17 protein-coding genes are annotated in these 20,634 nt (G+C 57.9%); 7 read left to right on the top strand and 10 right to left on the bottom strand.

What is annotated here, in order from left to right; all coding sequences use genetic code 11:
• Positions 1-120: 120 nt before the first annotated feature.
• Positions 121-1,086, bottom strand: coding sequence for a ThuA domain-containing protein (locus K227x_RS05940; protein WP_145168679.1), 966 nt, complete (start codon positions 1,084-1,086; stop codon positions 121-123).
• A 103-nt stretch (positions 1,087-1,189) separates the two neighbouring features.
• On the bottom strand, positions 1,190-2,716 hold the full coding sequence (xylB, locus tag K227x_RS05935; protein ID WP_145168678.1) for a xylulokinase: 1,527 nt from the start codon (positions 2,714-2,716) through the stop codon (positions 1,190-1,192).
• Positions 2,717-3,019: 303 nt separating this feature from the next.
• Here xylB and K227x_RS05930 point away from each other — a divergent pair, with 303 nt between their 5' ends.
• Complete coding sequence (locus K227x_RS05930) at positions 3,020-4,300, top strand: extracellular solute-binding protein (RefSeq protein ID WP_145168677.1); 1,281 nt, start codon at positions 3,020-3,022, stop codon at positions 4,298-4,300.
• Positions 4,301-4,558: 258 nt separating this feature from the next.
• On the opposite strand, the gene K227x_RS05925 is transcribed toward K227x_RS05930, so the two are convergent.
• From K227x_RS05925 to K227x_RS05895, 7 genes are all read right to left on the bottom strand, one after another.
• Positions 4,559-5,167 (bottom strand): bL17 family ribosomal protein, encoded by a 609-nt coding sequence (locus K227x_RS05925; protein WP_145168676.1) that lies wholly within the window; start codon positions 5,165-5,167, stop codon positions 4,559-4,561.
• Between the two features lie 82 nt (positions 5,168-5,249).
• Positions 5,250-6,245: a DNA-directed RNA polymerase subunit alpha gene (locus tag K227x_RS05920; protein WP_145168675.1), complete on the bottom strand. Its 996-nt coding sequence runs from the start codon at positions 6,243-6,245 to the stop codon at positions 5,250-5,252.
• A 191-nt stretch (positions 6,246-6,436) separates the two neighbouring features.
• Positions 6,437-6,820 (bottom strand): 30S ribosomal protein S11, encoded by a 384-nt coding sequence (rpsK, locus tag K227x_RS05915; protein WP_145168674.1) that lies wholly within the window; start codon positions 6,818-6,820, stop codon positions 6,437-6,439.
• A gap of 141 nt (positions 6,821-6,961) precedes the next feature.
• On the bottom strand, positions 6,962-7,333 hold the full coding sequence (rpsM, locus tag K227x_RS05910; protein WP_145177337.1) for a 30S ribosomal protein S13: 372 nt from the start codon (positions 7,331-7,333) through the stop codon (positions 6,962-6,964).
• Positions 7,334-7,495: 162 nt separating this feature from the next.
• Entirely contained in the window at positions 7,496-8,038 is a 543-nt protein-coding gene (locus tag K227x_RS05905; RefSeq protein WP_145168673.1) for a dihydrofolate reductase, read from the bottom strand.
• A gap of 175 nt (positions 8,039-8,213) precedes the next feature.
• A complete protein-coding gene (locus tag K227x_RS05900) occupies positions 8,214-9,008 on the bottom strand; it encodes a thymidylate synthase (protein ID WP_145168672.1) in 795 nt (264 codons plus the stop codon).
• Between the two features lie 157 nt (positions 9,009-9,165).
• Positions 9,166-9,900, bottom strand: coding sequence for a class I SAM-dependent methyltransferase (locus tag K227x_RS05895; RefSeq protein ID WP_218933794.1), 735 nt, complete (start codon positions 9,898-9,900; stop codon positions 9,166-9,168).
• Positions 9,901-10,624: 724 nt separating this feature from the next.
• On the opposite strand from K227x_RS05895, the gene K227x_RS05890 reads away from it, so the two are divergent.
• From K227x_RS05890 to K227x_RS05870, 5 genes are all read left to right on the top strand, one after another.
• Positions 10,625-12,310, top strand: coding sequence for a GumC family protein (locus tag K227x_RS05890; protein WP_145168670.1), 1,686 nt, complete (start codon positions 10,625-10,627; stop codon positions 12,308-12,310).
• Positions 12,311-12,694: 384 nt separating this feature from the next.
• Complete coding sequence (locus K227x_RS05885) at positions 12,695-13,657, top strand: sugar transferase (protein ID WP_246146573.1); 963 nt, start codon at positions 12,695-12,697, stop codon at positions 13,655-13,657.
• A 7-nt stretch (positions 13,658-13,664) separates the two neighbouring features.
• Complete coding sequence (locus K227x_RS05880; protein ID WP_145168668.1) at positions 13,665-14,897, top strand: glycosyltransferase family 4 protein; 1,233 nt, start codon at positions 13,665-13,667, stop codon at positions 14,895-14,897.
• Positions 14,894-15,955, top strand: a complete 1,062-nt coding sequence (locus K227x_RS05875) for a polysaccharide deacetylase family protein (RefSeq protein WP_145168667.1) — start codon at positions 14,894-14,896, stop codon at positions 15,953-15,955. The genes K227x_RS05880 and K227x_RS05875 overlap by 4 nt, the downstream gene beginning before the upstream one ends.
• Positions 15,948-16,754: a WecB/TagA/CpsF family glycosyltransferase gene (locus tag K227x_RS05870; RefSeq protein ID WP_145177334.1), complete on the top strand. Its 807-nt coding sequence runs from the start codon at positions 15,948-15,950 to the stop codon at positions 16,752-16,754. The genes K227x_RS05875 and K227x_RS05870 overlap by 8 nt, the downstream gene beginning before the upstream one ends.
• A gap of 71 nt (positions 16,755-16,825) precedes the next feature.
• Here the strand turns inward: K227x_RS05870 and K227x_RS05865 are convergent, their stop codons facing one another.
• The gene (locus K227x_RS05865) at positions 16,826-19,078 is read right to left on the bottom strand and encodes a serine/threonine-protein kinase (protein WP_246146572.1); all 2,253 of its coding nucleotides are present in this window, start codon (positions 19,076-19,078) and stop codon (positions 16,826-16,828) included.
• Between the two features lie 103 nt (positions 19,079-19,181).
• On the opposite strand from K227x_RS05865, the gene K227x_RS05860 reads away from it, so the two are divergent.
• The gene (locus tag K227x_RS05860; RefSeq protein WP_246146571.1) at positions 19,182-20,567 is read left to right on the top strand and encodes an amidohydrolase family protein; all 1,386 of its coding nucleotides are present in this window, start codon (positions 19,182-19,184) and stop codon (positions 20,565-20,567) included.
• Positions 20,568-20,634: the final 67 nt, after the last annotated feature.

Here is a 20,634-nt window from a genome sequence, read left to right as displayed (position 1 = left end):
ACTGCCATAGATGTCAGCGATCGCGAAAGACCGCTGAGTGTAACAGTTTTCGATGCGGCTCTACGCCGTTAAAACCGCGGAGCCGCAAGAATGGCCGGTGCCGATCAGGCGACCGGGTGACTAGAAATCACGAACTTTCACTTCGGTCATCGTCGGGAAATCATCTGGTGTGGGGACCGGCTTCACATCGCCCGTGGCTGCCCATTCGGCGCCTCGCACCAAGGTGGTGATGAACCCAACACACCCGACCGAACCGTCATCGTGTCCCATCGGAGTATGAAAAACACGTCCTTTGTCGTAGTCGATCGTCATCAACATGGGCTCGTGACGATCGGTCCCGTTGAACTTGGGATCAGCATAGGCAGTGGCCAGGATCGTCATATTGTTCGCGGGGCCACGAAGCTGCTGATACAACTCGTCCTTGGCATGCATCCACGCGCGAGGCAAACCTTTGGTGATCGGATGATTGGGTTCCCGGATCACGATCAGGTACGGGTGCTGAGGCCCGTGCGCGCCGCCGCTGCCTTTGGATTCATCACGCACGACCTTGCCATCGTTGTCGAGGTACACGTATGGCCCAGACTTCTCGTTCCGGCCATCCCATCCGCCCAGCCCAATCATTTCGTTGAACGCATCCCAGTCGCCAAACGAATTGTCAGCCGCATGCACGATGACCAGTCCGCCGCCGCCGCGAATGTAATCGTCCAACGCAGTCTTGGTTTCACTTGGCCACGCGGCCGCCTTCCAACCAAAGTTACTTAGCACGACATCGTAGTCGGCAAAATTTGGCTTGAAGTTCGGATCCGTCTTGGGCTCGGGCAGATCCTGATAGTTCTTTCCATCGTCCAGCGGATACTGCTTCAACAGATCGCCGCCTTTCCACGTGAACTGGGTCCGCGCGACATCGACAGTAAAGCGGCCGGTGTCCTCCAGAAAAGACTTCATCATCGCAGTCGTCTTCGGCCACGCGGCATGGTTATTTTGGCCGTCGATGATTAGGCATTTCAGCTTGTCATCGGCGGTCGACCAAGCGGCTGGCACGATCGCCAAAGCAAAAGCGATCAACGGTAGAAGCAATCGATTCATAGTCGGAAATCTCAATCTCAAAAGAGGGATTCAATGAAGCAGGTTCTAAAGAAACAAACGCAGCCGGAAACGGCCAGGCACACGCGGACAGTCACAGCCAAGCTCAGGATGCTTGGTACTTTGCCAATTGGCCCATCGATTCTTTCAACTGGCCGTACAGATCGCGGTAGATCGGGAACAACTGATCGTATTTTTTGACCGCCGCCCGATCAGCCTTGGTTTCGTCGGCCACTTTGATCGTTGCCGCACAGGCTTGTTCGATTGATTTGTAGGCACCATCACCCACGGCCGCTAGCAGCGCCACGCCAAACGCCGGCCCCTGTTCGACGGCCAAGGTGGTGACTTTTTTGCCGAAGACATCGGCCTGCATTTGCCGCCACATCGGGTTCTTGCTACCGCCACCGGACGCACGCACCTGACGCACAGGCACGCCCATCGAAGTGATGATTTCCAAACTGTCACGCAGTGCGAACGTGATCCCTTCCATCACGCTGCGTGTCATGTGGCCGCGTGTGTGTGTTAGGTTCATCCCGACAAAGCTGCCGCGTGCATTGGGGTCAGCATGCGGCGTTCGCTCGCCGTTCAGATAGGGCAAAAACAACAAGCCATCGCTACCGGCAACCACCGCCGCCGCCTCGGCCGTCGCCGCTTCGTAGCGTTTGGCGTCTGGCACACCGGCCAATCCACGCAGCACCGAATCGACCCACCACTGCAACGATCCGCCGCTGGTCAGGTTGACGCCCATCATGTGCCACTTTCCGTTGACCGCATGACAGAACGTGTGCAGGCGACCGTCTGCGTCGTATTGCGGTTGGTCGCTGTGCACGAACATCACGCCGCTGGTTCCAATCGACGTGCTTAGCACACCACTTTTGACGACGCCGTTGCCGACCGCGCCGGCGGCGCAATCCCCGGCACCACCGACAACTTTACAATCGGTGGTCAGCCCTAGCTTCTTGGCCGCTTCCGCCGTCAACGTTCCCGTGACCTGGTCACTTTCGACAACTTCGGGCAAGAGGTCCGCATCCAACCCCAACTTGCCGATCAGCTTCGTGGACCATTTTCGTTTGACGACGTCCAAGAACAAAGTCCCACTAGCATCGCTGACTTCCGTGACGTATCCGCCGGTCAGTCGCCGTCGAATGTCGTCCTTGGGCAACAACACCTTTGCCAGTTTGTCGAAGTTGCGTTTTTCGTTGTTGCGAAGCCACAACACCTTGGGCGCCTGGAACCCGGTCAGCGCCGGGTTGGCGACCATTTTGATCAACCCTTTTCGGCCGCCGGCAGCCGCCGTGATCTCGTCACATTCGGCCGATGTCCGCTGGTCATTCCACAGCAGGGCGTTGCGGATCACGTTGTCGTTCTTGTCCAAAAAGACGCTGCCGTGCATCTGACCGCTCAACCCGATCGCTTTGACCTGATCCGGTTTGACCTTGGACTTTTTGATCACGGCCCGAACCGTTTTGACAGTCGCTTTCCACCAATCTTCGGGATCTTGTTCCGTCCAACCCGGTTTGGGTTGGTGCATCGGATACTCGGCATCCGCTTCGGCAATCACCGCCCCGGCAGCATCAATCAATAGAGTTTTGGTGCCGCTGGTTCCGACATCGATTCCGAGGTAATAGTTCATGTTTTGCTTGGATCGCGAAGACAAGAGAAGAAAGAGTCGCTCATCACGCATGCGAGCGGCCGAACGATTGTGGTGAAGGATCGTGCGTAGAAAAAGTGTCCGCCCCCATTTGCCGGGAACCGGCCTTGCGGGTGCTTTGCACAAAGGGGGCCAGACACTTATTTTCCGCTCAGTCCTCCGTTCGATTTGAACAGGGATGCATCATAGTACGTACGGTGGACGACTGCAGCTACGACGTCCCCATTCGTCCCAGCCCTCCCTTTGAACGTTCGAGTGATCCGCGTGTCCAAAACTGGCCCCCCCATGTTGAACCGCCGAAACGCGATCTTGGGGACTGCCGCTTGCTTGGCCGCAGTCCAAGGATGCGGCCCCTCGGATGCACCGGCACCGATCAGCGAGCCGCTGCGAACCGACATTCCGCTGCGGATCGCGATGGCCGCGACGAAAATCCAATCCGATGCGATCAACCGCAGCTGGGGTTCGGTCAGCGATCAACCGCTGAAGATCACCACGACCCAAACCAGCCGCGATTCCAGCGCCCCGATCGCCGACCTGATCGCCGCCGCCGAAAACAGTGACGTGGTCGTCGTGCCGCTAAACGCAGTCGCCGAATTGGTAGCCAATGACGCGATCGCGCCGATGGCCAGCGACGACATGCAGGAACTGATCGACGACCTGTATCCAGCGCTGCGGGGCGGTGTGGTTCGATTCGGAAACAACGCCTACGCATTGCCGCTGGCGTCCACGTTGCCAGCCCTGTTGACCACCGAATCCACGGCGCCGGATAGCCCGATCGCAACCTGGCACGACTACGATCAATGGGTCGGCGAGCAAGCCAATCAGGCAGCTGGCGAACCAACCGCGCCCGGATGGGCAGCCGCGATGTTCCTGTGGCGTGCAGCCGGTTCGGCCCAGCGATGGCTGTTCAATCGCGAAAACTTCGCACCCACGATCGATGAAGAAACCTACATTGATTCGCTAGCGTTGATGGCAAAAACCGTCGCCCGCTACCCACAGCCACGCCGGACTCCCGACCAGGTTTGGTCCGACTTGCTTGACCAAAAAATCGCCGGCGGAATCGGATTCCCCACTCGTCCACCGGGCAACGAATCCGAGATCCGTGTGGCCCCGTTGCCGGGCGGCACCAATCCGCTGAACCAAAACAAACCGCTGTTCGATCCTTGGCTTTCGGTGATCGCAATCACCACCAATTGTCGCCAAACCGATGCCTCCCGCACCTTTGTGCAGTGGATCACCGGCGGCGAAAGCAGCGAATCGGCGAGGCGTCAAATCGCACCGTTTGCCCCCGTGCGGATCAGCGACGCCCATGACCTTAGCGATCCATACGCCCAGTGGTTGACGCAAAAACTAGACACCCCCGTCACGTTGCCGACGATCCAAGTCATGGGTGCGGCAGAGTACTACGCCGCACTGGACGACCAGGTCATCCGATGCCTCGGCGGAAAGTCGACTCCGGCCGAATCGTTGGCCGAAACCGCCAAATCCTGGCGAGCCTTGACCGCGCGGATTGGCATCGATCCGCAACTTCGCACTTGGCGACGAATCCAAGGCATCGAAGCTTAAGGACACTGATGCCTCCACGCATCGGCCGATCCAACTAGCGATGGGGCCCGCCCCCAAAGCCTGCGGATCTGGACATCCCAGCGGCCTGGGGCAGTGGGGCATCCGACCGACTAGCCCGGATCCGCAATCACCTCCGCCAGCGGAATAGCCTCCGCCGCCGCAATAGCCGCCATCGCCCGCGCATCAAAAAACCTCGCTCGTGATCAACACGAACGAGGCATTTGAATTCTTTGCGGCGGTTACCCGAAACGGGTAGGCCTATTCGTCGCTAGATGCGGCGACCGCTTCTTCTTGTGCTGGTGCTTCGTCTTCGAACGAAGGACGTTCGGCCGATCGCTTGACTCGATCGTTCTTACCGACCAATTCCAGGATCGCACGTTCGCCGTTATCGCCCAAGCGAGGCGTGGCCAAACGCAGAACACGGGTGTATCCACCGGGACGATCCACGAAACGTTCGGCGATCGTGTCGAACAGAATCTTGGCGGCTTCTTTGTCACCGATCAACTGTACAACGCGACGACGCGCGGTCACGACAGGAGCACGAGCAGCGGCCCATTTGGACCATTCGTCGCTGGTGCGCCATTGTTTCCAAGCGTCGCTGCCACGTTCACCCTTCGGCTCGAACTTGCGAGCTTCTTCAGCCGCTGGAAGCGACTTTTTGGCGATCGTGATGCATTTTTCCACCAGAGGACGAACCTCTTTGGCCTTGTGCAACGTGGTCGTAATGCGGCCGGCAACCTTGGGTGCGTTGTCGTCGTAAGTCGCATCGCGTTCTGTCAAAAACAGAGCGCTGGCGAGGTTCTTCAACAATGCTTTACGGTGGCTCGGGCTGCGACCGAGCGTGCGGCCTCGTCGGCGGTGACGCATGGCGATATGTCCGTCAAAAAGTTTTCAGGGTGATGTGAAGGGGGCGATACGATCCGCCGTCCCGTGATCCAAACCGCAGGGCTTAGAACAATGGAGCGTTCGGAACTCGCATGCCGAGGTGTAATCCGTACTGAGCGAGCTTCTCGCGAGTCTCGTTCAGAGTTGTGTCGCCGAAGTTGCGAACTTCTAGCAGACTATCTTCGGTTCGTTGGACCAGGTCCCGAACCGTTTGAATGTTTTCGCTTTCCAAGCAATTATTCGCACGAACCGACAACCGAAGGTCGCCAAGGGTCATGTTCAGCTTCGCTTCCAGCTGGGCTTCGGGCGATCCGGCACCACCACGAGCAGCCGAGAAAATACTCGGCCCCAGTTCGCGATACTGGACGAACGGGTTCAGGTGCTTGCGAAGGATCTTGGCCGATTCGACCAATGCCAATTCGGGGCTAACCGAACCGTCGGACCAAATTTCCAGGTTCAACCTGTCGTAGTTGGTCTTCTGACCAACCCGAGTTTCTTCGACTTCGTAACGAACTCGAGTGATCGGGCTGAAAACCGCATCGATTGGAATGATGCCGATTTCGTGATCGACCGAACTGTGTTCGGTGCTAGGCACGTAACCGCGGCCATTCTCGACGACCATTTCCATCATGAACGGAACGTCATCGGTCAGGGTCGCGATGACGTGATCTTTGTTGATGACTTCGACGTCGGCGTCGGTTTGCACGTCAGCACCGGTGATCACGCCCGCCTTGTTGGCTTCGACGGTGATCACTCGCGTGGCTTCGCTGTGGTTGCGAACAACCAAGCTTTTCACGTTCAAAACGATTTGGGTAACGTCTTCGACGACACCGGGGATCGAAGTGAATTCGTGCTGGGCACCGCGAATCTTGATTTGCGTAACGGCGCTGCCCATCAAGCTGGAAAGCAACACTCGACGCAGGCTATTGCCGACGCTAGAGCCGAAGCCACGCTCAAATGGTTCTGCAACAAACTTGCCGTACGACGATGTCAGGGTATCACGGTCAACTTCCAATGCGGAGGGAAGTTCCATGCCACGCCAACGGATATGCATTGTCATGTGACCTCAGTCCTGTGGGACCAGATATGAGAGTGGATTGTTTGAACGGTAAAGAACGGACACACGGCGAATGACATGGAACCCTGTGCGGGCAGAGTCGTCATCGCCGACGATCGACGTTCTTGAGGTGAACGCAGTTTGCAAGCAGCTGATGGAAAAACCAGCGCCCGGCAAACCTGAAGTCGACAGAACTAGACGCGACGCTTTTTGCGAGGACGGCATCCGTTGTGCGGAATCGGCGTCACTTCTTCGATCAACTTCACGTTCAAACCGGCGGCCTGCAGCGATGTGATCGCACTTTCGCGACCCGAGCCCGGACCTTTCACCTTCACTTCGACGTCACGCATGCCAAACTTGGTGGCCTTTTCAGCAGCTTGCTGAGCAGCACATTGACCGGCAAACGGAGTGCTCTTTCGGCTCCCCTTGAAACCGCTCGTGCCCGCACTTGCCCAACAAAGCGTATCGCCCTTGGGGTCGGTGATGGTCACGGTCGTGTTGTTGAAGGTCGCGTGAATGTGCGCGATACCGCTCGATACGTTGCGACGAACGCGTTTCTTTTTGTTGGTCTTTGCCACTGCAAAGGTCTCGTGATGGCTGAAAGGTATTTGGCTTGAATAAAATCGTTCGGCGATAAACGCCTAGTGCTAGCCCTTGCCGGCACCGGCTCGCCGCAAAAGGGCGAGCAAACCGAACGACACTGACTAAAGACAACCGTATTAACGGAGGTCTTTGACGCCCTTTTTACCGGCAACCGTCTTACGCGGACCTTTCCGGGTCCGGGCATTGGTCTTGGTGCGCTGACCTCGCACAGGAAGACTCGCACGGTGACGCATGCCACGGTACGACTTCACTTCGCGAAGGCGGCTAATGTTTTGGGCAATTTGGCGACGAAGGGGACCTTCGACGGTGTAATCTCGCTCCAGCATTGCGGCGATGCGACCGAGCTCATCCTCGTTCAGGTCGCTTGCCGGTCGATCCGGATCGATCCCCAACTTTTCGCAAACCTCGCGAGCGCTATACAGCCCCAGGCCATACAAATAGGTCAGCGAGTATTGGATTTTTTTGTCGTTGGGAATATCAACGCCCATCAAACGGGGCATAACCAGACTCCGGTGAAAGTTTCATCAGGTAGGTGAGTGGAGACGGTAACCGGAGCAAAATCGATGCAATGGTCCCGCCAAGAATCCCGGAATATACAGACCGGCCCCCTTTTTGCTCAATGGGGACGGGGCAAGATTTTCCCAGGAATTTCACCGAAAGAGGCGAATAAATTCAGTTGGTACCTCATCTCGGGGTGATGAGGGCACTCGAGTTTGCTCTAAAACCCGAAAATCAGACAGGTCGATCGACAGTTGGGTGTCGCCAACCACCGACGACCAAACCCGTGTTAACCACACTTCTTGGCACTTTGGCAGCAGCTGTCGATAGATTTCAGCCCCTCCCACCACATAAATCGGCTGCCCAACAGCCATTTGGATCGCTTCGTCGGGGCTGGACGCACGATCCACGCCCGCCGCGGACCACTGCGAACTGCGCGTGACGACGATCGTGCGACGTCCCGGCAGCGTCCGCCCGATCGAATCATAGGTCTTGCGGCCCATGATCAAGGCGCCCCCCATCGTCATCCGCTTGAACCGCTGCAAATCCGCTCGCAATCGCCACGGCATATCGCCGTTCAATCCAATGGTGCCACTAGGCGTCATGGCGACCACCGCCGTGATCACGGGACCGCTGGGATCCCCAGCAACCGCGTTTCCCGCGAAATCGCCATCCTGCCCATCCTTTCCGTCCATCTGTCCCCCTCCAATCACCACGAAACCTCCCGAACCCACACGTCACCCCAAGCCGGCCCAGCCGCCCAGGTGACCGCAAACGACGCGTCCCCCCGAACCTGCCGCAGCTTCGCGAAAAAGCATCGCTGCCGTATAGCAGCCGAACCAGCAGGACTGCCCAGCAGCCCAAATCGACCTAAACGGCCACGGGTGCCTTGATTGCTGGATGCGGGTCGTAGTCGACCAAGACAAAATCATCAAACTCGAAACCGTCCACGGAATCAGGAGTCGATCTGATTTGCATCGTTGGCAATGGCCGCGGATGCCGATTCAGTTGCTCGCGAGCCTGTTCGAAGTGGTTGCGGTACAGGTGGAAGTCGCCCAACGTATGGACAAGTTCGCCCGGTTTCAGCCCAGTCACTTTGGCCATCATCATCGTCAACAGGGCGTAGCTGGCGATGTTAAAGGGGACGCCCAAGAACATGTCGGCGCTGCGTTGATACAAGTGACAGGACAATCGATCGCGCGCGACATAGAACTGGAACATGCAGTGGCACGGTGGCAACGCCATGTGCTGGACATCCGCCACGTTCCAAGCGGACACCATCAACCGGCGCGACTTGGGGTTGGTGCGAATCTCGTTCTGCACCCATGCGATCTGATCGATTGTGCCACCATCGGGAGTCCCCCAGGACCGCCACTGGTGCCCATAGACCGGTCCAAGGTCACCCTTGTCGTCGGCCCACTCGTCCCAGATTTTGACACCATTGTCCTGCAGATACTTGATGTTCGTATCGCCTTTCAGAAACCACAAAAGCTCGTAAATCACCGAACGAATGTGGATTTTCTTGGTCGTCAGCAGTGGGAACCCTTCGGACAGGTCGAACCGCATCTGGCCACCAAACAGCCCTCGCGTCCCGACGCCGGTTCGGTCATCTCGGTCAAGTCCGTGATGCAGAACTTCGTCTAACAGCTGCAAATATGTACGCATAGGATTCGATTCTTTCCATCGGTAGCGATCGCCGCACAAAACGGCCGACCACCCAAACAAACGTCCAACATACCCCGCAGCGGTTCACGCGCCGTCGTTTCCAAAGTGGATCTGGACCAAACGTCAACGCGACAGAGCAGTATCGTAAATAATCAATTCAAGCGGTGACCGCTAAATCAGGCTTGATCCAGTCAATTGTCCAGTGACGGTCGCTGGTCATTTGAATCGATTCTGGGTCGACCCCTAGTTGGCTGCCAATCTGCCGAGCCTCGTCGAGAGTCAGCGCGGCCCACAACGATTGCCGCAACATCTGCTTGCCCGAATCGGATTCCCCATTCGCATGGGCCTCGACCAGCGATTCGACCTGGTCTTCGGTATCCGGCCGAAACAGGTCGCGGACGAACAATCGCCCCCCCGGCCGAACCAGACGCACCGCGGTCGCGAAACCCAGTTCCGGCTGATCCAAATGATGCATCACCGTGTTCGAAATCACGGCATCAGCCATCCCATCCTCGAAAACGTCCATGTCGGTCACGTCCGCGTGTTGCAGCAGGATCCGGTCCAACATGCCCGCAATGTCGATTTCCACCTTGGCAATCTCTAGCATCGCAACCTCGGAATCGATCCCCATCGCTTCGACCGCCGAGTGCTGCTGACACAGCAGGATCAGAATTTGCGCCGTACCGCATCCCAAGTCGATCACACGGGGCCCCACCAAGGATGGCGTCTCGGCGGCCGGACCGGGTGCGTTGCGGTTGCCGGCCGACAAATCGCCAGCCATTAGGTCCGTCACGAAACGCTGGTTCACGGCCAGCAGGTCCATGTTGTGATAGTCCCATGCTTCTTGGCTGAGATCCGAAGCCTTGGGTTCAAGAACGCGAGAGATCGACATAAAGCGAGACCAACTATCAAAAAGTTCAAACGCAAAGACGGCAAGTCTGGGGAAACACATTCCCCCGCCCCTAACCGTACCGAGTGCCAGCAGATGTCCACCCGGTGGTAGGCACACACACCCCGAACTCCAGCACGCCCAACCGCGGGTTCGATCTGGAAGCCGATCGCACCCCAGCCCTGTTCATCACTTTCGTCGATGAAAACGGGGTTCTCGTAGCTGAAAGTGGAAAATCAACCCACTTTGCGGCGACTCGTGCGCATTGCCCGACAGGAGCCGCCACGCGAATCATGATGCAAAAGCGACGGAAGTTTTTCAACAAAGGATGTCCGCCTGATCACTAAGACACCAGCGGAACAGCGGGAACCCGCAATCCCCGCCAGACGGTGCAGAAGGCCACCTTACGAAGTTCACCAACACGAAATCGTTGCGTACCTAATCCGAATCAACGACATTCTATTTACAAAAAGGGCGGGTATTTTTGCGGTCCTACGCGATTTGAGTGGCATAGGAGCGTTTGCTTGTACATCCTGAACATTCCGCCTTTCCCCCGCATCTTAACGTGCCTGCATCCCCCCGAACGCGACTGGGGCACGCAAACCACCCTGTGGGTGAGAGTGTTGAAACGAGTGGCGTCTTTGCACCGACGGCGACCCCAGTCGCCAACGAATGACGCCAAACCAATCGACTGCCCCAGTACATTTTTCCAGGATCGACATTTCGCATGGACCGTCTGAACCGCTCGCGACGCGACTCTGCACATTCCCACACTTCCACCAGTGGCTGGGATGCGCTGACGCCTGCCGACCTTGCGAAGACGATGGTCACCCGAATGCCGTCGGTGTTGACCACTGCTGCGATCGTCACGGTCGTGATCGCGGGATTGTTGTGGTCGATGCCCAATCAGTACATCAGTGACGGGATGTTCTATGCCCGTCTGGGTCGCGGAGCATTGACGATTGACCCGACTGCCGACGCATCCCAAGTGGTGTCACTGCAGGACAGCCGTTCATCCGAGGTCGCCAGCATTTCAGAGATGCTTAGCAGCCGCGAGGTCGCCGACCGGGTCGTCCGCCGGATCGGCGCCCGCGAGATCAACTTCCCAAGAACCTGGATCGATCGACTCGGCAACCGCATCGGCCAATGGACCCAATCGGCGGTTCCGGCATCCACCGACGACCCAGTCAGCGGGATGGACCGCACCGAATACGATCGCCAACTGGCTCATGAAGCCGCGGTTAGAAAGGTGACCAATGCCGTCACGATTGCGGTCCCCAAGAACAGCTATACCGTGTCAGTTTCCGCAAACTACTCCGATCCGCTGGTGGCCCAAAAGGTGGTCCAGGCGTACATGGACGAATACGGCGCCTATCACGTCGAGGCTCACCAATCGACCGGTTCGCTAGATTTCTTCGAACAGCAAACCTCGCTCAGCCACGCGACGGCGGTGGATGCGCGAAAGAAACTGCAAACGACAAAAAACGAAATGGGTTGGATGAGCGCGGCATCGGCCGAGGCGTCGCTGCGTGAACGAATCCTGAACCTGGAACTATCGCTGGACCAAACCAACAGCGAGTTGGCGGAATCCAAAAGCAAGGCGGAATCGCTGACCGCGCGTTTGACGTCGATCGAAGAGTGGATTCCGATGGAAGTCACCAAGGTCGCCAACAATGCCGTCGATGGGATGCGCACCCAACTGTACGGTTACAAGATTCAAGACGGCGAAGAACTGTCCAAGGTCACGGCCAGTCACCCACGCTACAAAATCCTGAAGGACAAAATCGACCAAGGCGAAGAGATGGTCGACTCGGCACAAGCCGATCGTGAACAAACGGTCGAAGGCCGAAACCCGTTGCGAATGAGTCTAGAGTCGGATCTGCAAACCGCCAAAACCACAGCGGCCGGATACGCCAGCCGACGGGACTCGTTGACGTCCAGCCTAGCCCAAGCTCGTGAAGAACTGCGTCGGTTGAACCAGGACGCGGTGGTGCTAGCCGAATTGAACTGGGCCGCCGACATCGCTGAAACGAACTACCTAAGCCATTCGAAAAGCCTAGAAAGTTCTCGCATGATGCAAGAACTTGACAACGAAATCATGTCGGACGTCTCCGTCATCCAACAGGCGTCGCTGAACCTGAAAAAGGTCGGCCCACCACGATTCCTGCTGACCATCGTCGGCGGCATCCTGGGGGTCTGTTTCGGAATGCTGCAGGCGTTGCTACGAAGCGGGCCGCAGACGGTCGCGACCACGAACGCAGCGCAGCCGAGCCAGCTTGATTTGCCGGAAAAGCGTCCTAAAGCATCGCGCAAGCTTTCCACTTCGCAACTAGACTCGGATTCAGAGTTTGGACGCGGAGGGGACCTCGAGGACGCCGTTGACGAAGAGTTTGCGATCGCGCGACCTCGATAAACCACGGACTGATTTGCAGTGCCCCCAGGCGGATTTCCGCTCACGAAACATTTCGTTGGCCACGAATTGTGATCGCGACAAACGATTTGCCCCACCCACAAAACCGCTGACACGTGCAGGCCGCACGTCGAAGCCGATTGAGCAGAGCAGCCCTAAGTGCTTGGATCTTGGATTTACGACTTTCGACGACGTCTGCCCATGGTAGGCGTTCGAGATCCCCTATTGCTTAGCGAGACCTTGTTCCATCGAGAGATCGCCAAGGAACGCGTTCGGGCATCACGCCGATCGATTCCGTTTTGCATCATCACCATCCGGCTGTTGACGACTGAAAAACATCGTCTTCAAGCTCGTCGACTTCTTCGTCTGTTACACCGAAACCTTCGGATGACCGACCAGAAGGGCATCATTGGCCCAGGCATGTTCGGTGTCCTTCTGGTCGATACTCCGGAAATGGGCGGTCGTTCGGCGATGGATCGGATCGACCATCTGTTGCGGAGCAACAACCTAAAGGTCGAACTGAACCTGCGAGTTCATGATCCCGACGGATTTACCCCCGATGAAGATCCGCCCACCGGCGGAAGCCAACGCCGCACCGACCGCGCCCATCCGGTCCCGCCCAGCCCCGAATTTGCTAGCGCAGGCGTGATCGCCGAACACGACGGCAACGGCGGCAACGGCGGCCAGCGATGGAACAGCGACCGCGAACCCAGCGTGATGCAGCACGAAATGTTTGCGCAACCGCCGATCGGCCGTCTGTTTTTCAAACGGGCCTTCGACATCGTCGCATCGTCTGCCGGGCTAGTGGTCTGTGGCCCCATCATCCTGGCCGCGATGGCCAAGATCCGATGGGAAGATCGCGGCACGCCGATTTTCAAGCAGACCCGTGAAGGCCGCCACGGCAAACCGTTCACGATCTACAAACTGCGAACGATGGTCGTCGGCGCCGAAAAGATGCAGGCCGATCTACGCAAACATAGCCACCGCGACGGGCCAGCATTCAAAATCGAAAACGATCCTCGGATCACCCGAACCGGACGTTTTTTGCGTCGCTCGTGCATCGACGAACTGCCGCAATTGTGGAACGTGCTGAAGGGCGAAATGTCACTGGTCGGCCCGCGTCCGTTACCATGGCTGGAAAGCCGTGCCTGTGTACCCTGGCACCGCCGCCGTTTGGATGTTCGCCCCGGCCTGACCTGCTATTGGCAGATCAAGAAAGGCGAAGTCAAAAATTTCGACGAATGGATGCGACTGGACCTCCGCTACCTCGACGAATTCAACTTGATCGAAGACGTGCGGCTGATCATCCAGACACTGAAGGTGCCGATCCTAGGACGCGGAAGTGAGTAGGAGTGCGATGTTGCCTCAAACACGCTCCGACCATTCGACCGAAATTGAAAGTTCGTTGATCGATGCACGAGTGGTGTTTCTGACACATTACATCCCGCTCTATCAAGTCCGGGTGCTCGAGTCGCTGGCGGCATCGATCCGAGACTTCCATGTGCTGCTAAGCACCCCGGTTGAACCGAACCGAGACTTCGAACCAGATTGGTCCGACCTGGACGTCACGGTCCAGAAAACGTGGACACTGCGTCGCAAATGGCGTCACCGGACCGCGGGGTTTGACGACCCACTGTACGTCCATCTCCCTTACGACACGGCATCTCAGCTTGCCCGCTTGAACCCCGATGTGGTGATGTCGCTAGAACTGGGTGCCCGATCGGCCGGCGCCGCCTTGCATTGCAAACGCAACCCAGACACGAAACTGGTGCTTTGCACTTACATGAGCGAGCGAACCGAATTGGGCCGTGGCATCCTGCGCAGCTATCTGCGTCGCTGGCTGATCGGGCGTGCCGACGCGATCACCTACAACGGCCCGTCATGCAAACGTTATCTAGAACAATCCGGTGCACCGGAGGAAAACTTATTTCCGCTGCCTTACGCCGCCGATGATCGATCCATTCATCGCGGCCCGCTGCGTCCCCAAGAACCGGGAACCCGAAATCGCCTGCTGGTCGTGGGGCAACTGAGCCAACGAAAGGGAGTCCTGCCCTTGATGTCGCAGATTTCCAATTATGCCAGCCAACGTCCCGATCAACCGATCGAACTGACATTCATCGGCAACGGGCCCCTGCAATCGCAAATCGAATCTCAATCGACGCCCGACAACTTGGAACTGAAGGTGTTGGGGAACCGAACCCCCAGCGACCTATCGTTGGACATGACCCAATACGGATGTCTGGTGGCACCGACCCTGGCCGACGAATGGATGCTAGTGGTCAACGAGGCGTTGCATGTGGGACTTCCCGTTGTCGGCAGCATCCATGCGCAGGCCGTCACGACGTTGATTGAAAACGGAGTCAATGGTTTCCGATACGACCCGATGATCGATGGTGAACTTGCCAGCGTGCTGGATCAGTACTTTCAGGTCTCCGCCGATGCGATGTGCCAAATGCGACGGGCCGCCCAACAGTCGGTCGCCAACCGAACCCCGCAGTGGGCGGCTGCCGGAGGCCTGGCCGCGGTTCGGCACGTGATGGGCATGTCGGCCACAAACAACAGCGTCACGAACAACCGGCGGGACCCATGACCCGACCGATTGCAAGCTTGTCGATGGATCTGGACAACCAGTGGGCGTACTTGCGCGCAGCCGGTCGCGAAGATTGGGCCCAACGCCCAGGCTATCTGCCGCAGGTGATCGACCGAATTGTCGATGTGCTGGGCGATTCCCAGTTGCCGCTAACAGTGTTCGTCGTTGGCCGCGATCTATCCGATGATGATGTCGGTCGATCCAACATCGATGCGATTGAATCCTTTGATCGTCTTGCCGACTGGGAAGCCGCCAACCACTCGCTGAACCATCTGCCGTGGATGCACACGATGGACCAGGAACAGATCGTCAGCGAGATTGAAACCACGCATCAGCGGATCGCACAATCACTTGGCCGCCGTCCGCTTGGATTCCGCGGTCCGGGGTTCAGTTGCCCGGACTCTGTTTTGCGAGTCCTTAGCGAACTGGACTATGCCTACGACGCGTCGATTTTCCCCACATCCATCGCCCCCATCGCGAGGATGGCGTTTCTGATCAAAAGCGACCTGAAGGGCGAACAGCGCGAACGGGCCAAGAAGCTCTACGGCGGTTTCTCGTCGCTGCGGCAGCCCAATCGACCGTTTTTGCGAACGATCGATGATTCGCAGCTTTGGGAAATGCCGGTCACGGTGATGCCCTGGACACGGACGCCGATTCACTTCAGTTACTTCACCTACCTGGCTAGTTTCTCGACCTTGGCGGCGAAGACTTACTTTCGCACCGCGATTCGACTTTGCCGAATGACAGGTACGCCACCGTCACTGTTGCTGCATCCCCCCGATTTTCTTGGCAGCGAAGACGATCATGACATGTCGTATTTTCCGGCGATGAACATGGCGGTCAAAGACAAACTTGCAATCGTCCGCTGGGCGCTTGAACTGTACGCAGAAACCTTTGACGTTCGCACGATGATCGGACAACTGCGTGATAGCGTTGCCGGCGTCGACGAACGCATTGGCGGTCCAAACCGCGATGCCGATCATCCATCCCTTCCATCCCATGCTGGCCATCGTGCCACCGCAGACTCATCCGGATTTGTCGCAACCGACCATGATTGACCTAGGCAAACGAAGCGTCGTCGGGATCAACGTCAGCGCCATCGATTACGAAGCTGCCGTCGCGAAAATCATTTCCGCCGGACAGCGTCGACAATCGATGTCCGTCACCGCGCTTGCCGTCCACGGCGTGATGACGGGCGTCAGCGATGCCAACCACAAATACCGTTTGAACCAGTTCGATCTGGTTTGTCCGGATGGGCAACCCGTCCGCTGGGCACTGAACCATCTGCATGGGTGCGAATTGCCGGACCGCGTCTACGGTCCTGAACTAACGCTGCGACTTTGCCAAGCCGCCGCTGAATGCAACGTTCCGATATTCCTGTTTGGCGCCACCACCGAAATGCTGGACCAGTTCGCTGATCGGCTATGCGAAAAGTACCCTGGTTTGGTGATCGCTGGCCGCCAAGCATCTCGATTCCGAACATTGACGCCAGATGAACGCGACGAATTGGCAGAATCGATCAACGCCAGCGGCGCGGGCCTCTGCTTCGTCGGCTTGGGATGCCCTCGTCAAGAAGTGTTTACTTACGAAATGCGAGACCGCCTATCGATGCCTTTGGTGGCCGTTGGCGCCGCATTCGCATTCCATGCGGGGATGCTGGAACAGGCCCCGCCGTGGATGCAGCGGAACGGGCTGGAATGGTTCTTCCGCCTGACTCGCGAACCAGGCCGTCTTTGGAAACGCTACTCGACCACCAACCCTGCGTTTGCGACCTTGGCGATTCTTCAGAAACTAGGTCTCTATTCGGCTCGCACCGATACCGGAACCGCGCCCGAGGACGAAGTCCTGTTCGGCTAGGACGCCGCCACGGCTGCCTGCACTTTGCCCCCAACGACGGTGCAGACACTGCGGGAAGGAAACTGCGGGGATTACTTTGCGGGCATCGTTTCGGTGCTTCCGCGTGGGATCGTGGGATGCCCGACGTCCGAATCGGCGACGTCGGTTCCTGTCATGGCGACTCGGCGGACGAAGAACCACAGCGTCAACGTGACCATCAAAATCGAGGCCAGCGCGGCGGCCCCTTCGACCAGCAGGGCAGACCGCATCTGGTGGACGGGCGCCATCACGGTTTCCAGACGATATTGCACCAACACCAACAGGTCGGCGGTGGATCCCAAGGTGCCGCGTGGCCCAGCCAGGATTTCGTCACCGGCGCTCGACAGTTCCGGTAGTTCGACCGGCTGCATGGCGGCGATCCAGGGACCTGCATAGGCCTGTCCGTCCAAAGATTTGGCCAACGGATCCAGGTAGTCAGCATCGCCTCCGCTAAGCAGTTTGTCCATCAACACGGTCGACATTTGATAACTCTTCGCTTCGCCCTTTAGCCCGGCGACTCGGCGTGCATCCATCAACGGGTGTTGCAGAATCGTGCCTCGCGAATCACCTTCGCGAGCCTCGACCAAGACGGCGATCTGATTAGCCCCTTCCTTGCTTTGCAGCAATTCAAAGTCACCCAAGTTGATCGTCACAACGAAGATCGCGTCCGGCTTGCTGCGATCATCCGTAAGATAAATCGGCGTGCTAACAGCAACCTTCCACAGCCGTGTGGCGGTACTGGGGAATGCGGCCGACAGGTGAGTCGAGGTTAGCGGTGGGATCTGACCAATGGTCACATCAGACTTGGAAAAATCGACGTGACCGCCATGGAAATAGGTTCGATAACAGAAGTTCCGTCCCGCACTATTCTCGGACTCGTCGACGGTGTCGTCGTACACAATCCCCAGGATCGTTCCCTCGGTGTCCGTGATGAACATGGTTGCCAGTTGCAACCGTCGATCTCTGGCGTTGTCGCCGATGTACCGAGCCAATCGCTTGGACAAGACGTTATCCAAATCGATGCGTTGTGGATTGTCCAACAACCGGTCGCGGGGAGCACTTTTTCCGTGGGTCAGTGCGGGTGTTTTCATCGCTGCAATTTCTGCCAAGGTTTGCTGAACCTCGGCAGACGCAAAGGTATCGCGCAGCTGCTGCGTCAATTCGGGATTGGCGGCTTCGTCTCGAGCCAATTGAAAGTAACGCGCGATCTCGCTTTCCAAAGTCCTAGCGGCAAAGCTGGCCGCCAACTGATTGCTGCCAAACGCCTCGGTCCGCAGCGCCCCCATCGTGCTGGTGCTGGCCTGTTTGATGCTGCGATATCCAAAGAACGTCGTGGCCAACAACACCAACAATGGCCCCACGATTCCCAGCAACATCAACGGCCGACGCGTGCGCGACGTTTCACGCTTGGCCAGATCGTCAAGAATCTGCTGGACGTTGGCATAGCGAGCCTTGGGGTCCACCGCCAAGCATTTCGAAATGATTCTGGCCAGCGGACGGTCGACACCCCGGTGCTGCAGATGGCCGTCGGGAACGGCGCCGCTAGCGATGGCTTCCCGATACCGTTCCAGCCGCTTTGGCAACGATCCGGCGGTATCGATCTGTTCGACAACCTCTTCGCTGCGGTACGGCGGCGTGCCGATCAGCATCCGGTACAGTATGGCCCCTGCGGCGTACACGTCCCAACTGGCATCCGGCGTAGAATTCAGATCGGCTTGTTCGGGAGCCATGTAAAAGAGCGTTCCCAGGGCTGGGGTCTGTTCGTGCGACAGCCGGCTTTGGCCAAAGTCGGCCAAGCGTGGCTCGGCATCATCCCCCAACAGGATGTTGGCTGGTTTGATGTCACAGTGCAGCACCCCCTTGCCGTGACAGTGATTCAAGCCGACGCCAATCTTGCGAAACATCGCCACGGCCTCGGTCACCGGCAGCCGCGGACGCCGCTCCAACAGATCCTCTAGCGACCCACCACCGACCAATTCCATCACGTAGTAAGGGGGATCGGCGTCCCAGCCCACCTCCAAAACCTGGACGACGTGTCGATCGGCCGACAACGTGACCAAGTTCTTCACTTCGCGGCTCAACAACGACCAATTCACCCCACCGCGGTGCAGATAGAATTTGACTGCGACGCTGCGGCCCGTGTTCAGGTCGATGCCCACCCAAACTTGCCCGAAGGCACCGGATCCCAAAAACTGTGTTAGCCGGTACCCTGGGACCTCCGCGGGCGGCGTGGTCGCCCGCATCGACAGTTTTTGGCTGGTCGATCGTCCGTCCACCGATTGAATTTCGGTTTGCTCGTGATTCATGTTCTGCATCTAAGTTGTTTGCAAACCGCATCGACCCCATCGTTTTCGCAGCGTTTCGAACGACGAAACGCTCATCCCGCCAACCGAAACGTAATCGTTGACCATGAATAGTGCGATGATCTCTGCTGTGTCACTGTGCCGAATTTGCATTGTATCGAACGTGTCGCTTTTGAACCTGGCGCTGGGTTGCGGTTTTACATTCGGATTCCTGGCGGCCAGCACACAGGCACAGGCACAGGCACAGGCACAGGCACAGGCACAAACGACTCCCCGTCAAACGCCCCCCAATGCCGACTCGCACCGCCCGACTTCATTATCGCCCGATCGGGTGGAAACCGCCGCTGAACCGATGTCGATCTTGGATGGTCGCGACGGCCGCGAACTGCTGCTTCGCAATTTCCGTCCCTATAGCCAGCTGAAAGTCGAATCCCACCTGAAAACGGCTGCCAAGTATCCGGTCGTCGATGTCCACACGCACTTTCACTACAAGCTTCGCAGCAGCCAAAGTGCACTCGACGATTTCGTGGCGGTGATGGATCGCAACCGGATCGCCGTTTGCGTCTCGCTAGACGGAAAACTGGGCAGCCAGTTTCGCGAACATCGTGACTTTCTGTGGAAAGATTATCGCGATCGATTCGTGGTTTACACGCACATCGATTGGCAAGGCGAAGGCGAAAAAGAGGATCCGGCCACCTGGGCCTGCCACCGACCAGGATTCGCCCAGCGAACCGCCGAAGCGATCACCCAAGCCGTTGCCGAAGGTGCCAGCGGATTGAAGATTTTCAAACGCTTTGGCCTACAGTACCGAAATCCAGACGGCAGCCTGATCAAAATCGACGACCCTCGCTGGGATCCGATCTGGGACGTCTGCGGCACATTGGGCATTCCGATCATCATCCACACCGCCGACCCAGCCGCCTTCTTTGATCCGATCGATGAAACAAACGAGCGTTGGGAAGAACTGAGCCGGCACCCGGACTGGAGCTTTCATGGCAGTGAATTCCCCAGCCGGATGGAGTTGTTGGATGCCCGCAATCGAGTGATCCAGCGGCACCCGAACACTCAATTTATCGGTGCCCACATCGCCAACAATGCCGAAGATCTGTCGCTGGTATCGGCGTGGCTGGATCGCTATCCCAACCTGTCGATTGAACCAGCGTCCCGGATTTCGGAACTGGGCCGGCAACCCTACACCGCACGAAAGTTCCTGATCCGCTATGCCGACCGACTGCTCTTTGGCACCGATGGTCCTTGGCCCGAAGCCCGCCTGAGACTCTACTGGCGATTCTTCGAAACCCGGGACGAATCGTTTCCCTACAGCGAAAAAGTCCCGCCGCCGCAGGGGATGTGGCAAATCGACGGTGTCGAACTGCCCGACGACGTGCTGGCCAAACTGTACCACCAGAACGCGGCGCGGCTGATCCCGGGGATCCGACAACGAGTCGAAAAGTTCACCGCGTCGACCGCCCTGAATACGGATCCGTCATAGAAAACAGGCGCCCCCCCCGCGAACCGGCGTGACGTTCGCGCCACGCCGTCCGATTCTGTTCTCACCC

The sequence above is a fragment of the Rubripirellula lacrimiformis genome, from assembly GCF_007741535.1.
Taxonomy (GTDB): domain Bacteria; phylum Planctomycetota; class Planctomycetia; order Pirellulales; family Pirellulaceae; genus Rubripirellula; species Rubripirellula lacrimiformis.
This window is presented reverse-complemented; position numbering and strand designations above follow the sequence as displayed.

Excerpts from the sequence above, each read along its gene's own strand:
- K227x_RS05940 (WP_145168679.1), bottom strand. The coding sequence starts at position 1,086 with ATGAATCGATTGCTTCTACCGTTGATCGCTTTTGCTTTGGCGATCGTG.
- xylB (WP_145168678.1), bottom strand. The coding sequence starts at position 2,716 with ATGAACTATTACCTCGGAATCGATGTCGGAACCAGCGGCACCAAAACT.
- K227x_RS05930 (WP_145168677.1), top strand. The coding sequence starts at position 3,020 with ATGTTGAACCGCCGAAACGCGATCTTGGGGACTGCCGCTTGCTTGGCC.
- K227x_RS05925 (WP_145168676.1), bottom strand. The coding sequence starts at position 5,167 with ATGCGTCACCGCCGACGAGGCCGCACGCTCGGTCGCAGCCCGAGCCAC.
- K227x_RS05920 (WP_145168675.1), bottom strand. The coding sequence starts at position 6,245 with ATGACAATGCATATCCGTTGGCGTGGCATGGAACTTCCCTCCGCATTG.
- rpsM (WP_145177337.1), bottom strand. The coding sequence starts at position 7,333 with ATGGGCGTTGATATTCCCAACGACAAAAAAATCCAATACTCGCTGACC.
- K227x_RS05905 (WP_145168673.1), bottom strand. The coding sequence starts at position 8,038 with ATGGACGGAAAGGATGGGCAGGATGGCGATTTCGCGGGAAACGCGGTT.
- K227x_RS05900 (WP_145168672.1), bottom strand. The coding sequence starts at position 9,008 with ATGCGTACATATTTGCAGCTGTTAGACGAAGTTCTGCATCACGGACTT.
- K227x_RS05895 (WP_218933794.1), bottom strand. The coding sequence starts at position 9,900 with ATGTCGATCTCTCGCGTTCTTGAACCCAAGGCTTCGGATCTCAGCCAA.
- K227x_RS05890 (WP_145168670.1), top strand. The coding sequence starts at position 10,625 with ATGGACCGTCTGAACCGCTCGCGACGCGACTCTGCACATTCCCACACT.
- K227x_RS05885 (WP_246146573.1), top strand. The coding sequence starts at position 12,695 with ATGACCGACCAGAAGGGCATCATTGGCCCAGGCATGTTCGGTGTCCTT.
- K227x_RS05880 (WP_145168668.1), top strand. The coding sequence starts at position 13,665 with ATGTTGCCTCAAACACGCTCCGACCATTCGACCGAAATTGAAAGTTCG.
- K227x_RS05875 (WP_145168667.1), top strand. The coding sequence starts at position 14,894 with ATGACCCGACCGATTGCAAGCTTGTCGATGGATCTGGACAACCAGTGG.
- K227x_RS05870 (WP_145177334.1), top strand. The coding sequence starts at position 15,948 with ATGATTGACCTAGGCAAACGAAGCGTCGTCGGGATCAACGTCAGCGCC.
- K227x_RS05865 (WP_246146572.1), bottom strand. The coding sequence starts at position 19,078 with ATGAATCACGAGCAAACCGAAATTCAATCGGTGGACGGACGATCGACC.
- K227x_RS05860 (WP_246146571.1), top strand. The coding sequence starts at position 19,182 with ATGAATAGTGCGATGATCTCTGCTGTGTCACTGTGCCGAATTTGCATT.